Origin of the sequence: Micromonospora sp. A200 (assembly GCF_029893845.1) — a bacterium.
Lineage (GTDB): Bacteria > Actinomycetota > Actinomycetes > Mycobacteriales > Micromonosporaceae > Micromonospora > Micromonospora purpureochromogenes.
The window spans coordinates 157,751-170,781 of sequence record NZ_JARXXY010000010.1 but is presented as its reverse complement, the minus strand read 5'-3'; the positions used below and the strand labels follow the sequence as shown (position 1 = coordinate 170,781).

Genomic DNA, 13,031 nt, shown 5'->3' with positions numbered 1-13,031 from the left:
TGCCGCACCGGGCCGCCGGTCCGGGACCCGGTCGCCCCGGGTCAGCCGATCAGCGGGCGGAAGGTGCCGAGCGCGACGCTGACCGCGATCGCCGCACCCCCCAGCACGGCCGCTCCGACCACGAGCAGCCCGTCGGCCAGGCCGAACCGCTGCCGGCGGGCGAAGGTGCGCGGGGTGCCGGCGTCGAAGCCCCGGGCGTCCATCGCCACGGCCAGCCGGGTGCCCCGCCGGATCGCCCCGACCAGCAGGGCGAACGCGGTCGACACGAACAGTCGTAGCTTCGCCACCGGGTTGCGCCCGGCGTCCACGCCACGCGCCCGGCGGGCCATCTCGATCATCTGCCACTCCTGGCCGAGCAGCGGGACCAGCCGGAACGCGGCCAGCGTCCCGATGGCGAAGCGGGCCGGCGCCTTCGCGTTCTGCACCAGCGCGTCGGCCAGGTCGGTCGGGTCGGTGGTGGCGAAGACGATCACGCCCGGCAGGGCCACCGCGAACATCCGCAGCACCAGCCCGAGCACCGTGAGCAGCACTCCCGAGGTGACCAGCAGCGGCCCGGCGTCCAGCAGCACCCGGCCGGACCGGTCGGCGGCGAAGAGCACCAGCGTGACCACGATGCCGGCCGCGGCGGCCAGCAGCGGCAGGGCCCGCCGGGCCAGCACCCGGTACCGGATCCCGAACAGCGGCAGCACGGCCAGCTCCACGGCGATCGCGATGGCCGGGGCGACCGGGTCCAGGGTGGCCACCAGGACGGCCGAGAAGACCAACGCGGCGGCCAGCTTTGCCACCGGGTTGCGCCGGGCCAGCGGCGCGCCGGGCGCCGCGACGGGTTCCAGGCTGATCACGGGCATCGCCCGGAGTCGCCGTCGGCCGGGTCGGGCCGCTGGTTCAGGGTGACGGTGCGGTCGGCGAGCGCGGCGACGAAGTCCGCGTCGTGGGTGACGGTGACGACGCCGTGCCCGGCGTCGCGCAGCTCGGCGAAGAGGTCGAGCAGCTCCCGCCAGGTGCGCCGGTCCTGGCCGAAGGTCGGTTCGTCGCAGATCAGCAGGCGGGGCGCGGTGGCCAGCGCGGTCGCCACGCTGAGCCGCCGCGCCTCCCCACCGGAGAGGGTGTACGGGTTCGCCCCGGCCAGCCGGGTCAGCCGCAGCCGGTCCAGCAGGGCGTCCACGGTGGCGCGCACCGCCGGCTCGGACTGGCCGGTCCGGCGGGGGCCGAGCGCCAGCTCGTCGAAGACGGTGGCGGTGACGAACTGGTGCTCCGGGTCCTGGAAGACCGAGCCGATCCGGCGGGCCAGCGCGGGCGCCCGCCAGCGGTGCGGGGGAGTGCGCTCGTCCGGCCCGGCCAGCGCGGCCGTGGCGGTGACCCGGCCGACGCCGGGGCGGAGCAGCCCGCCGAGGAGCAGGGCCAGGGTGGACTTGCCGACGCCGTTGGGCCCGAGCACGGCGAGCGCCTCGCCGGCGCGTACCCGCAGGTCGGTGGGGGCCAGCCGGGGCGGCAGGCCGAGCCGGTCGGCGGTGAGCAACTCCTCGCCGGGCGGCCCGGTGGCGTGCCGGGGCGGGATGGTCCGGCCCGGCACCCAGACGCCCTCGGCGGCCAGTGCCTCGCCGTGCGCGGCGAAGACCGCCTCCGGCGGGCCGTCCGCGCGGACACCGCCGCCCGGCTCCAGCACCACCACCCGGTCGACCAGCGGCAGCGCCTCGGCGACCCGGTGTTCGACCAGGATCAGGGTGGTGTCGGCGGACAGCGCGCCGGCGACCGCCCGGCGGACCAGGTCCGCGCCGGCCGGGTCGAGGTTGGCGGTCGGCTCGTCGAGCAGCAGCAGGCCGGGGCGCAGGGCGAGCGCGCCGGCCAGGGCCAGGCGCTGCTGCTCGCCGCCGGAGAGCGCCGCGGTGGGCCGGTCCCGGTCGTACGGGAAGCCGACCCGGCGCAACGCCTCGTCCACCCGCGGCCAGATCTCCTCGGCCGGCACCCCCCGGTTCTCCAGCCCGAACGCGACGTCGTCGCCGCTGCGGGCCATCACCAGCTGGGTCTCCGGGTCCTGGAAGACGATGCCGACCCGTTCCCGGTCCTTGCGCGGGTCGAGCCCGTCGATCTCGACGGTGCCCTCCTGCTCGCCGGAGTCCTCGGGCAGCAGCCCGGCCAGTGCCGCCAGCAGGGTGCTCTTGCCCGCCCCGGACGGCCCGAGCAGCAGGACCCGTTCCCCGGCCTCGATCCGCAGGTCCACCCCGCGCACGGCCCACGCCTTCCGCCCGGCGTGCCGCCACCCGAACCCGCGCACCAACACCGCGCCCACCCGACCCCCTCCCTACCCAGGCCCACCCGGCTCCCGGCCGGTGATCAAGAGGTTTGCGTCACGACGGTGGCTCCCGTTGACGCAAACCTCTTGATCAACGAAGCGGGGGCGGTCAGATGGCGGCGCGTTCGCGGCCGGCGGGGAAGCGGTCGAGGACGCCGGTGCGGGCGAGGGCGCGGGTGAGCGCGACACTGCCCAGGCCGGCGATCACCAGGGAGCTGACCGCGGTGATCAGGATGTAGGGGAGGCGGAAGCTGCCCCAGGCGGTGTCCGGGTACCAGACGAAGACGTCGTAGAGCGCCGCCGCCAGGCCGGCCAGCGTGGCGGCCAGCAGGGCGACGGGCAGCCGGAAGACGCGGTACCCGAAGGCCGCGAAGGCGAGTTCCGCCGCGGCGGCCTCGAGCGGACCCTGGATGACCAGCGTCCAGCCCCAGCTGCTGCCCAACGCCACCGAGACCAGCGCGGCGACGGTGAGGGTGAAGAAGGCGGCGCCCGGCTTGCGGATGATCAGACCGCCCAGGACGGCCGGGACGAGCCAGACGCCGTAGATGGCGGCCCGGCCGGGCAGCGGGATCGCGTCGGCGGGGCCGTTCCAGAGCAGGCCCCAGGCCCAGAAGATGATGCCGAAGGCCACCCCGAGCACCGCCGCGATGACGATGTCGATGGTGCGCCACCGGTTGCTGTCGGTGTTGGTCATGTGTGCTCCCAGTCCAAATGATCGAACCAGGAGAAGACGCACGCCGCGCCCGGTGTGGGACCGGACGGCGGCGCGGCTGGAGGTCGACCGAACTCCCTGCGCTGGCATTACCCAGATCAGGTTCGAGGGTCTGCGGGCGGTGCCCGCACTCTCAGCGCTGTGCGCTCCCCTGTCGGATGTGAAGTTGTCTCGTCGACGCTAACAGCTCCGACCCCGCCACGGTCGGCCCGGGTGGACGACCGCCGGGCTGAGTAGGCTGCCGATCATGCAGGTCGAGGCGCGAGAGCTGACGTTCGAGGTACGCACCGGCGGCCCGGAGGGCGGCGAACCCGTCCTCCTGCTGCACGGCTTCCCGCAACACGGCGGCGAGTGGGACGACGTGGTGCCGGCGCTGCACGCCGCCGGCCTGCGCACGTACGCGCCGGACCAGCGGGGCTACTCGCCGGGCGCCCGCCCGGCCGAGGTGGCCGCCTACCGGCTGCCGGAGCTGGTCGAGGACGCGGTGGCGCTGCTCGACGCGCTGGGCGTCGAGGCGGCCCACGTGGTGGGGCACGACTGGGGCGCGGTCGTCGCCTGGGGCCTCGCCGCGGGGCACCCCGAGCGGGTCCGCACGCTGACCGCCGTCTCCGTGCCGCATCCGGCCGCGATGGCGCACGCGCTGGCGAACGACCCGGGGCAGAAGGCGCGCTCGTCGTACATGCTGCTGTTCCGCCAGGCGGGCAAGGCCGAGAAGGTACTGCTGGCCGTGCAGGCGACGGCCCTGCGCCGGATGCTCTCCCGGTTGGGCGACGCCGAGCGGGTGGCCCGGTACGCCGAGCCGATGCGGGAGCCGGGCGCGCTGACCGGGGCGCTGAACTGGTACCGGGCCATGTCCCTGGCCGACCTGGCCCGGATCGGGCCGGTCGCGGTGCCGACCACCTTCGTCTGGAGCGACAAGGACGTCGCGATCGGCCGGCCCGCCGCCGAGGCCTGCGCCGCCCAGGTGACCGGGCCGTACCGGTTCGTCGCGCTCCCCGGCGTCACCCACTGGATTCCCGACGAGGCGCCGGCCCCGCTGGCCGAGGCGATCCTGAACCGGGTACGCGGCCTGGGCTGAGCCCGCCGCTGGCCGACCCGACGAGCAGGACCGACGAGCGGAGGAACGCATGACGGTGAGCGCCGAGGCATACCTGGCGGTGGTGACCGAGACGATCGGCCGGGTGGCCGCGAGCCAGCGGGAGGCGGTGGGTCGGGCGGCCGACCTGATCGCCGAGGCGCTGCGCGCCGACGGGGTGGTGCACGCCTTCGGCACCGGCCACTCCGAGGCGCTGGCGATGGAGATCGCCGGCCGGGCCGGTGGGCTGGTGCCGACCAATCGGATCGCGCTGCGCGACCTGGTGCTGCTGGGCGGCGAGCCGGCAAGCATCCTCGGGCCGCACCTGGAGCGCGATCCGGCCGTGGCGCATCGGCTCTACGAGCTGGCCCCGGTCCGCCCGTCGGACATCTTCGTGCTGGCCTCCAACTCCGGCGTCAACGGCGCGATGGTGGAGTTCGCGTCGCTGGTCGTCGAACGGGGGCACCGGTTGGTGGCGATCACCTCGACGCAGCACTCGGGCCGGATGGCCTCGCGCCACCCGTCCGGGCGCAAGCTCGCCGACCTCGCCGACGTGGTGCTGGACAACGGCGCCCCGTACGGTGACGCGGCCCTGCCGCTGCCCGACGGCGGCGCGGTCGGCGCGGTCTCCTCGATCACCGCGGCCCTGCTGGCCCAGCAGATCGTGGCCGAGACGGTGGCCCGGCTGATCGCGGCGGGGGAGCGGCCCCCGGTCTACCTGTCGGCGAACATGACCGGCGGCGACGAGCACAACGCCGCGCTGGAGGCCCGGTACGCCGGCCGCATCCGCCGAGGTTCGTGAGCCGGTTTCGCGCCACTCCGGTTGGGGCATTGGCGTTGCTGCCGGCGGGGTGAGCCCCGTCGGCAGTACCGTCTCTTCCGGAGGTAGCGCGTGTCGAAGGAATCCGAGAAGCAGCGCTGGCAGCGTAACTTCGCCGATCTGCTCCAGGAGTTGCGCGTCGCGCAGACCGGCGTGCAGATCCTCTTCGCCTTCCTGCTGACCCTGCCGTTCAGCAACGGCTTCACCCGGACCAGCGGCTTCCAGAAGGACGTCTACATCGTCTCGCTGCTGTCGGCGGCGGCCGCCACCGCGATGATCATTTCGCCGGTCGCCTTCCACCGCGCGCTGTTCCGCCAGGGCCGCAAGCCGGAGCTGGTGCGCTTCGCGCACCGGATGGCCAGCGCCGGCCTCGGCTTCATGCTGATCTCGATGGTCAGCGCGGTGCTGCTGATCACCGACTTCGTGCTGCAGCGCGAGATCGCATTCGTGCTGAGCGCGCTCACCGGGCTGTGGTTCCTGACCTTCTGGGTCTTCCTGCCGATGGCCCGGCGCAACTGGGGTGAGGAGGTCGACGACGACGATGACGAGCCGCAGGTGCTGACCGGCGACTGACCCGGTCACCGGCCGGGAAATCCGACGTGCGCGCAACGCTACCCCTGGGTAACACCCGGGGGTAGCGTTGCTCTTGTCGAGCACGTTGACGCATCCGGACCGAGGTTCGAGGGGGCAGCCGTGACCACGACGCACAACAGCCGACCCACCGAGGACGGCGCCGGGCCGCTGCCGGCCGAGGCGGGCCAGGTCTCCGAGAAGGAGGCCCGACAGGTCGCCGAGGCGGCCCGGGAAACCGCCTGGGACCGGCCCAGCTTCGGCAAGGAGCTCTTCCTCGGCCGGTTCCGGCCCGACCTGATCCACCCCTGGCCCCGCTCCGACCCGGACGACGACGCGCGGGCCGAGCGGTTCCTCACCGAGCTCGGCGCGTACCTGCGGTCCGAGGTGGACGGCGCGGCCATTGAGCGGGACGCGTCCATCCCGGACGAGGTGTTCCAGGGGCTGGCCCGGCTCGGCGCGTTCGGCATGAAGATCGACCGGAAGTACGGCGGGCTCGGCCTGAGCAACCTGCACTACTGCCGGGCGCTGATGCTGGCCGGCTCGGTCAGCCCGGCGATCGGCGCGCTGCTCTCCGCCCACCAGTCGATCGGCGTGCCGCAGCCGCTGAAGATGTTCGGCACCGACGAGCAGAAGCAGCTCTTCCTGCCCCGGCTGGCCGCCGGGGAGGTGTCCGCGTTCCTGCTCACCGAGCCGGACGTCGGCTCCGACCCGGCCCGCCTGGCCACTATCGCCGAGCCGACCGCCGACGGCACGGGCTACCGGCTCAACGGGGTGAAGCTCTGGGCCACCAACGGCACGGTGGCCACCCTGCTGGTGGTGATGGCCCGGGTGCCGGCCGGCGAGGGGCGGCGCGGCGGCATCACCGCGTTCGTGGTCGACGGCGACAGCGACGGCATCACCGTCGAGCGGCGCAACGCCTTCGTCGGCCTGCGTGGCCTGGAGAACAGCCTGACCCGGTTCCACGACGTCTTCGTGCCCCGGGAGAACGTCATCGGTGGCGAGGGCAAGGGGCTGAAGATCGCCCTGACCACGCTGAACACCGGTCGGCTGTCGCTGCCGGCGATGTGCGTCGGCGCGGGCAAGTGGTCGCTGAACGTGGCCCGGGAGTGGGCCGCCGACCGGGTGCAGTGGGGCCGGCCGGTCGGCGAGCACGAGGCGGTCGCCCAGAAGCTCTCCTTCATCGCCGCCACCACGTACGGCATGGAGACCATGCTCGACCTCTGCTGCCTGCTCGCCGACGACGACCGCAACGACATCCGGATCGAGGCGGCCCTGGTCAAGCTCTACGCCAGCGAGATGGCCTGGAAGATCGCCGACGAGCTGATCCAGATCCGGGGCGGGCGCGGCTACGAGACGGCCGACTCGCTCGCCGCCCGGGGCGAACGCCCGGCCGCGGTCGAGCAGATGCTGCGGGACCTGCGGATCAACCGGATCTTCGAGGGCTCCACCGAGATCATGCACCTGCTGATCGCCCGGGAGGCGGTCGACGCGCACCTCTCGGTCGCCGGCGACATCATCGATCCGGACGCCGGCCTCGGTCGCAAGGCCAGGGCGGGGGCGCGGGCCGGGGCCTTCTACGCCAGGTGGCTGCCCACCCTCGCCGTCGGCAGGGGGCAGAGTCCGAACGCGTACGGCGAGTTCGGCCCGCTCGCCGGTCACCTGCGGCAGGTGGAGCGGCACTCCCGCAAGCTGGCCCGCTCGACCTTCTACGCGATGTCCCGCTGGCAGGGGAAGATGGAACGCAAGCAGGCGTTCCTCGGCCGGGTGGTGGACATCGGCGCGGAGCTGTTCGCGATGTCCGCGGTCTGCGTGCGGGCGTACGCGGAGCGGGACACCCGCCCGGAGAACGTCGAGCTGGCCGACCTGTTCTGCCGGCAGGCCCGGGTGCGGGTGGAGCAGCTGTTCACCGCGCTGTGGGAGAACACCGACTCGGTCGACGTCGCGGCGGCGAAGCGGATCCTCGCCGGCCGGTACGCCGCCCTGGAGTCCGGCGTGCTCACCCCGCCGGCCGACACCCCCTGGGTGGCGCGCTGGTCACCCGGCCCGTCGACCACGCCGGACGTCCGCCGCCGGATCCCCCGACAGGGCGGCTGAGCAAGGGGCTGGGCCGTCGCTGAAGTCAGCGGGCGACGGCCCAGGCCAGCACCGCCGCGAGGATCAGCCCGTTGAGCAGGGCGAGCACCAGGTACGCCTGCGGCGGGATCTTGCGACCCTTGCGGACGAAGCTCACCAGGACGGCGGCGTACCCGAGCAGCAGCACGGCGACGACGATCAGGAAGTACAGCACCGCCACACCCTAGCGGCCACCCCGCAGCCCGAGGCGGCGCAGCTCCAGTGCGGCGAGTGCGTCGACGGTGGCGTCGTCGCCCCGCCGCCACGCCTCCGCCACGTCCGGATCGATCCTGGTCAGCTTGCGCAGCGGCTGCCCGGCGAGAGCGCGCAGCGCCAGCAGGTCCCGCCCGGCCGGGGCGGTGGCGAGCGCCTTCGCCGCGGCGGCCCGGCGCATCCAGCGCACCCGCAGCGGCAGCCAGCCGAAGAGCACCAGGGCGATCGGGAAGACCAGCACGGCGATGGCGAGGGCCAGGGCGAGCTGGCCGACCAGCTCCTGCTGGTCCCGGCCGGCGTCGGCGACCCCGCGGGCCGCCTCGGCCGCCCGCTCGAACGGGGCGGTCAGCTCGTCGCCGACCAGCGGCACCCGGCCGACCTTGCCGCCGGCCTCGGCCAGGTTGTCGGCGAGGCCGCCGCCGGCCCCCTCCAGCTTCTGTCCGGGTACGGCGAGTTTCTGCACCAGGTCGTGCACCCACAGGGCGAAGCGGATCGCCGCGTACACCCAGAGGACGACGAGCAGGTCGGTGAGGAGCTGGCGGAGGGCGACGGGGAAGCGATCGGCGTAGATCTTCACGCCGGACAGCGTGCCACGACGCGGCGCGGCGGGCACCCCCTGAATCGCCGTCAGGCGGCGCACTTCGGGCAGGTGCCGAAGATCTCCAGGGTGTGGCTGACGTCGGCGAACCCGTGTTGGGCGGCGACCCGCTCGGCCCAGGTCTCCACCGCCGGCCCGGCCACCTCGACGGTGCGGCCGCAGGCCCGGCAGACCAGGTGGTGGTGGTGCCCCTCGCTGCACCGGCGGTAGAGGTGCTCCCCGCCGGGCGGGCGCATCACGTCGATCTCGCCCGCGTCGGCGAGGCCCTGCAAGGTGCGGTAGACGGTGGTCAGCCCGACCCGCTCGCCCCGGTCACGGAGCATCGCGTGCAGCTCCTGCGCGCTGTGGAAGCCCTCCACCTCGGCAAGCAGGGAGCTCACCGCGGTGCGCTGCCGCGTGTTCCGCAGCGCCCCCTCGCTCATGATCCCTCCCCGGCGTGGCTCACCGCGTCCGCCACGATGTGCGCCACGTGCTCGTCGACCAGCGCGTACGCGATTTCGCGGCCGCGCCGCGAGCCGCGGACCACCCCCGCCCCGCGCAGCACCCGCAGGTGCTGGGAGACCAGCGGCTGAGGGGCGCCGAGCTTCTCCACCAGCTCGTGCACACACCGTTCACCCTGCGCCAGCTCGCTCACGATCGCCAGCCGGATCGGGGCGGACAGGGCGCGGAGCAGGTCACCCGCGCCCTCGTAGGCCTCGTAGCCGTTCGTGCCGGTCACCCTGCAACGGTAACCAATACCACCGACAGCTGCCGGGGCGGCGTCACCGGAGCACGACCTCGTGCGGCTCGGGCGCCGGCGTACCGGTCGGGGTGGACCGCCGGCGCAGCGTCCGCCAGCCGGCGGCGGCGAGCGCGACCACCAGGAACGAGGCGATCGCCAGCAGCACCACCGAGGCGCCCGGGGCGGTGTCGGCGGTGGCCGCCACCCAGACCCCAGACCCGGCCGCGAAGAGGCCGAGCGCCATGGCCGCCGTCATGGTGCTGCGGAAGCCCCGGGTGACCTGCTGCGCGGTGGCCACCGGCACCACCATCAGGGCGCTGATCAGCAGCACCCCGACCGCCCGCATGGCGATGGTGACGGTGACCGCGGTGGCGACCGCCAGCAGCAGGTTCAACGTCCGGACCGGCAGCCCGGCGACCCGGGCGTACTCCTCGTCGTGGCAGACCGCGAAGAGCGCCGGGCGCAGCGCCAGCATGGTGACCAGGATGGCCGCGCCGAGCACCGCGATGGTGATCAGGTCCTGCGGCGAGATGGTGGTCAGCGAGCCGAACAGGTACGCGTTGAGGTTGGCGCTGGTGGCGTCGGAGAGCCCGACGAGCATCACCCCACCGGCGATGCCGCCGTAGAAGAGCAGTGCCAGCGCGAGGTCGCCGGAGGTGCGTCCGCGCGCCCGGACCAGCTCGATGGTGATCGCGCCGAGGGTCGCCACGACCACCGCCACCAGCACCGGGGAGCGGTTGAGCAGCAGCCCGGCGCCGACACCGGTCAGCGCCACGTGGCCGATGCCGTCGCCGATCAGGGTCAGCCGCCGCTGCACCAGGTAGATGCCGAGCGCCGGGGCGGCCAGGCCGATGACCAGGGCGCCGATCAGCGCGCGCTGCATGTAGGGGTACTGGAAGAGTTCCATGGTCAGCTGCTCCACAGCCCGGCGGGCTCGTCGGGACCGTGCGGGTGCACGTGGTCGTGGTCGGGCTCCGCGTGGTGGCCGGCGGGCTCGGGCACCGCGCCGTCGTGGCAGATCCCACCCTGGTGCACCACCACCGCCCGGCTGATCAGCGGTCGCAGCGGGCCCAGCTCGTGGGCGACGAGCAGCACGGTGCCGCCGTCGGCGACGAAGTCGCGCAGCGCGGTGGCGAACGCCTCCTGGCTTGCCGCGTCGACCCCGGCGGTGGGCTCGTCGAGCACCAGCAGCTCCGGCCGGCCGGCGAGGGCCCGGGCGATCAGGGTGCGCTGCTGCTGGCCGCCGGAGAGGGTGGCGACCGGATCGGCGGCCCGGTCGGCGAGCCCGACGGCGCGCAGCGCCGCGTCGACCGCCTCCCGGTCGGCCCGCCCCGGCGGGCGGAGCACCCCCCGGCGGGCCAGCCGGCCGGAGGCGACCACCTCGCGCACCGTCGCCGGTACGCCGCCGCCGGCCCCGAGCCGCTGCGGGACGTACCCGATGCGCCGCCACTGCCGGAACCGGCGCAGCGGGGTGCCGAAGAGCGCGACGGAGCCGGCGGCCAGGGGGACCAGCCCGAGCACGGCGCGGATCAGGGTGGACTTGCCGGAGCCGTTGGCCCCCAGGACGGCGACCACCTCGCCGGCGGTGACGGTGAGCGACACGTCCCGCAGCACGGGTCGGCCGTCGTAGCCGACCGCCCCGTGGGTGACGGTGATGACGGGTGCGGTCACGAGCAGCTCAACGCCGTCCGCAGGGTCTGCAGGTTGGTGCGCATCACCGAAAGGTAGTCCCCGCCGGAGTCGGTCGACAGCCCTTCGATCGGGTCCAGCACCGCGGTCTTCGCGCCGACCTCCGCCGCGATGGTCTCGGCGACCTTCGGGCTGACCAGGGTCTCGAAGAAGATCGTGGTGGCCCGGTGCTCGCGGGCCTCGGCGGCGACCTCGGCGAGGCGCTGCGGGGAGGGCTCGGTGTCGGGGGTGAGGCCGGTGATGCCGACCTGTTCGAGCTGGTAGCGCTCGGTCAGGTAGCCGAAGGCGGTGTGGCTGACCACGATCTCCCGGCGCTGGCAGGTCTTCAGCCCGGCGGCGAACTCGGCGTCGAGCTGCTCCAGCTCGCCGCGGAGCGCCCTGGCCCGGGCGGTGTAGTCGGCGGCCCGCTCCGGGTCGGCCCGGCCGAGCCGCTCGGCGAGTTGGTCGCCGACGGTGGCCAGCCGGGTCGGGTCCAGCCAGAGGTGCGGGTCGAGGCCGCCGCCGGGCTCCTCGGCGTGACCGGCCTCACCCTCGTGCTCGTGGCCGCCGGCCGCGGCGGTCAGCAGGGGCTGCACGGTCGCCACGTCGAAGGCGCGGTCGGCGGCGTTCTGGTCCACCGCCTCGTCCACGGTCGGCTGGAAGCCCTTGAGGTAGACGACCAGCTCCGCCTCGCTGACCTGCCCGACCTGGCGTGGGTTGAGCTCCAGGTCGTGCGGCTCGGCCCCCGGCTTGGCCAGGTTGCTGACGGCGACCGCGTCGCCGCCGATCCGCTCGGCGAGGAACTGCAACGGGTAGAAGGCGGCCACCACGTCGACCCGCTGCGGATCGGCGCCCGCCCCGCCGGACGAGCAGGCGGCGACGCCGCCCAGGGCGAGCAGGGCGGTGGCGGCGGCCAGGGCGCGCGGAGCGGAGCGGATGTTCATGTCATGAACTGTCCGTGACAACGGAAATGATTGTCAAAAACGCATGAGTGCATGTCACAGCAGCTTGGTCAACGCGACCGCGACCAGCAGGGTCAGCATCACCAGCCGGATCATCCGGGTCTGCGGCGCCTGCACCGGCCAGGTGGTCGCCAGCAGCCAGCTCAGCCCGGCGGCGAGCGCGAGCAGCAGCACGCCGCCCACCGGCCCGGGTGCGAAGAACGCCACCAGCACCACCACCAGGGTGGCGAGGAACACCGACGTCGGGTTGGCCCGGGAGAGTCGGGCCAGCAGGGGGCTCTGCGTACGCTGCATCCCACAGACTCTACGAGGAGGACGCCGGTGCTGGTCACCAACCGGTTCGTGGTCGAGGTCGATGTCGTCGACGACTTCGTCGCCCGGGCGCACGCCGCCCTCGCCGCGCTCGCCGCCCGCCCCGGCTACCTGCGCGGCGAACTGCTGCGGGCGCTCGACGACCCGGCCCACTGGTGCCTGGTCACCGAGTGGGAGTCGGTCGGGGCGTACCGGCGGGCGCTGGGCGGGTTCGACGTCAAGATCGCCGCGGTGCCGCTGCTCGCCGAGTCGCTCGACGAGCCGTCCGCGTACGAGACGCTGGCCAGCGCCGCCCCGGACGGCGGGGTCGTGGTGGCCACCAGTGATCGGGCCGCGCGTCCGCACCGTTGAGAGACTGGGCACTACCCTGCACTCATGACCGCACCCGGCCCGGCAGCCCCACCGCCGTACCCCGCGACGCCCGGCCGGGACGGCGCCCCGCCGGCCGACCCGGAGGTACCGGCCCCGCCGCCCGGCCCGGGAGTGGCCCCGCCGTTCGCCGCGCCGCCCACCGAGGGCGGCCGCAAGCGGCTCTGGCTGGGTCTCGGCGTCGGGGCGCTCGCCCTGCTGATCTGCTGCGGCGGAGGCGGGGCGGCCCTGGTCGGCCTGACCATCAGCAACGCCCAGGCGATCGAGGAGCAGGGGCACGCGGTCACCGACGCCTACTACCGCGCGCTGGTGCGCAAGGAGTACGGCGCGGCCTACGACAAGCTCTGCGACCAGGAGCAGCGGCGCGAGTCCCGGGCGGACTTCGCCCAGCGGGTGGCCGACGAGCCGGCGGTCGCCGCCTACCGGGTGGGCGAGGTCGACCCCAACGCGCTCACCGTGCCGGTGGACGTCACCTACAGCGGCGGCTTCCAGGACACCCAGCAGGTCACCCTCGCGCCGGACCAGCAGACCGGCGGCATGGAGGTCTGCGGGGTCAACTGAGCCGCCCGGAGTATTCTGCTGGGCTCGGGACGCCGCTGGTCG

17 protein-coding genes and 1 riboswitch are annotated in these 13,031 nt (G+C 74.3%); of the genes, 6 read left to right on the top strand and 11 right to left on the bottom strand.

The window, feature by feature from the left end; genetic code table 11:
* Window positions 1–41 precede the first annotated feature (41 nt).
* The 3 genes from M2302_RS12575 to M2302_RS12565 form a co-directional block, all read right to left on the bottom strand.
* A complete protein-coding gene (locus M2302_RS12575) occupies window positions 42–842 on the bottom strand; it encodes an energy-coupling factor transporter transmembrane component T (RefSeq protein WP_280838123.1) in 801 nt (266 codons plus the stop codon).
* Window positions 839–2,290: an ABC transporter ATP-binding protein gene (locus M2302_RS12570; protein WP_280838090.1), complete on the bottom strand. Its 1,452-nt coding sequence runs from the start codon at window positions 2,288–2,290 to the stop codon at window positions 839–841. The genes M2302_RS12575 and M2302_RS12570 overlap by 4 nt, the downstream gene beginning before the upstream one ends.
* Before the next feature lie 112 nt (window positions 2,291–2,402).
* Window positions 2,403–2,987 (bottom strand): ECF transporter S component, encoded by a 585-nt coding sequence (locus M2302_RS12565; RefSeq protein ID WP_280838089.1) that lies wholly within the window; start codon window positions 2,985–2,987, stop codon window positions 2,403–2,405.
* A 75-nt stretch (window positions 2,988–3,062) separates the two neighbouring features.
* Window positions 3,063–3,168, bottom strand: a riboswitch (TPP riboswitch).
* A gap of 84 nt (window positions 3,169–3,252) precedes the next feature.
* Here M2302_RS12565 and M2302_RS12560 point away from each other — a divergent pair.
* The 4 genes from M2302_RS12560 (at window position 3,253) to M2302_RS12545 (ending at window position 7,567) form a co-directional block, all read left to right on the top strand.
* On the top strand, window positions 3,253–4,083 hold the full coding sequence (locus tag M2302_RS12560; protein WP_280838088.1) for an alpha/beta hydrolase: 831 nt from the start codon (window positions 3,253–3,255) through the stop codon (window positions 4,081–4,083).
* A gap of 49 nt (window positions 4,084–4,132) precedes the next feature.
* A complete protein-coding gene (locus M2302_RS12555; RefSeq protein ID WP_280838087.1) occupies window positions 4,133–4,882 on the top strand; it encodes an SIS domain-containing protein in 750 nt (249 codons plus the stop codon).
* A 90-nt stretch (window positions 4,883–4,972) separates the two neighbouring features.
* A complete protein-coding gene (locus M2302_RS12550) occupies window positions 4,973–5,473 on the top strand; it encodes a DUF6328 family protein (RefSeq protein ID WP_280838086.1) in 501 nt (166 codons plus the stop codon).
* Between the two features lie 120 nt (window positions 5,474–5,593).
* On the top strand, window positions 5,594–7,567 hold the full coding sequence (locus tag M2302_RS12545) for an acyl-CoA dehydrogenase family protein (protein WP_280838085.1): 1,974 nt from the start codon (window positions 5,594–5,596) through the stop codon (window positions 7,565–7,567).
* A gap of 25 nt (window positions 7,568–7,592) precedes the next feature.
* Here M2302_RS12545 and M2302_RS12540 read toward each other — a convergent pair whose 3' ends face one another.
* From M2302_RS12540 to M2302_RS12505, 8 genes are read right to left on the bottom strand one after another with little or no spacing between them, the layout of a single operon-like run.
* Window positions 7,593–7,760: a hypothetical protein gene (locus tag M2302_RS12540; RefSeq protein ID WP_280838084.1), complete on the bottom strand. Its 168-nt coding sequence runs from the start codon at window positions 7,758–7,760 to the stop codon at window positions 7,593–7,595.
* A 9-nt stretch (window positions 7,761–7,769) separates the two neighbouring features.
* A complete protein-coding gene (locus tag M2302_RS12535; RefSeq protein WP_280838083.1) occupies window positions 7,770–8,375 on the bottom strand; it encodes a hypothetical protein in 606 nt (201 codons plus the stop codon).
* Between the two features lie 50 nt (window positions 8,376–8,425).
* A complete protein-coding gene (locus M2302_RS12530) occupies window positions 8,426–8,818 on the bottom strand; it encodes a Fur family transcriptional regulator (protein ID WP_154942518.1) in 393 nt (130 codons plus the stop codon).
* Window positions 8,815–9,114, bottom strand: coding sequence for a metalloregulator ArsR/SmtB family transcription factor (locus M2302_RS12525; RefSeq protein WP_154942519.1), 300 nt, complete (start codon window positions 9,112–9,114; stop codon window positions 8,815–8,817). Before M2302_RS12525 ends, M2302_RS12530 begins: the two co-directional genes overlap by 4 nt.
* Window positions 9,115–9,157: 43 nt before the next feature.
* Window positions 9,158–10,024, bottom strand: coding sequence for a metal ABC transporter permease (locus tag M2302_RS12520; RefSeq protein WP_280838122.1), 867 nt, complete (start codon window positions 10,022–10,024; stop codon window positions 9,158–9,160).
* 2 nt (window positions 10,025–10,026) lie between these two features.
* The gene (locus tag M2302_RS12515; protein WP_280838082.1) at window positions 10,027–10,788 is read right to left on the bottom strand and encodes a metal ABC transporter ATP-binding protein; all 762 of its coding nucleotides are present in this window, start codon (window positions 10,786–10,788) and stop codon (window positions 10,027–10,029) included.
* Complete coding sequence (locus M2302_RS12510) at window positions 10,785–11,729, bottom strand: metal ABC transporter substrate-binding protein (RefSeq protein ID WP_280838081.1); 945 nt, start codon at window positions 11,727–11,729, stop codon at window positions 10,785–10,787. The genes M2302_RS12515 and M2302_RS12510 overlap by 4 nt, the downstream gene beginning before the upstream one ends.
* A 54-nt stretch (window positions 11,730–11,783) precedes the next feature.
* Entirely contained in the window at window positions 11,784–12,041 is a 258-nt protein-coding gene (locus tag M2302_RS12505) for a DUF6703 family protein (RefSeq protein ID WP_280838080.1), read from the bottom strand.
* Between the two features lie 27 nt (window positions 12,042–12,068).
* Between M2302_RS12505 and M2302_RS12500 the strand changes: the two genes are divergently transcribed.
* Together M2302_RS12500 and M2302_RS12495 are read left to right on the top strand one after the other, a co-directional pair.
* The gene (locus M2302_RS12500) at window positions 12,069–12,410 is read left to right on the top strand and encodes an antibiotic biosynthesis monooxygenase (RefSeq protein WP_280838079.1); all 342 of its coding nucleotides are present in this window, start codon (window positions 12,069–12,071) and stop codon (window positions 12,408–12,410) included.
* 24 nt (window positions 12,411–12,434) lie between these two features.
* On the top strand, window positions 12,435–12,989 hold the full coding sequence (locus M2302_RS12495; protein WP_280838078.1) for a hypothetical protein: 555 nt from the start codon (window positions 12,435–12,437) through the stop codon (window positions 12,987–12,989).
* Window positions 12,990–13,031 lie beyond the last annotated feature (42 nt).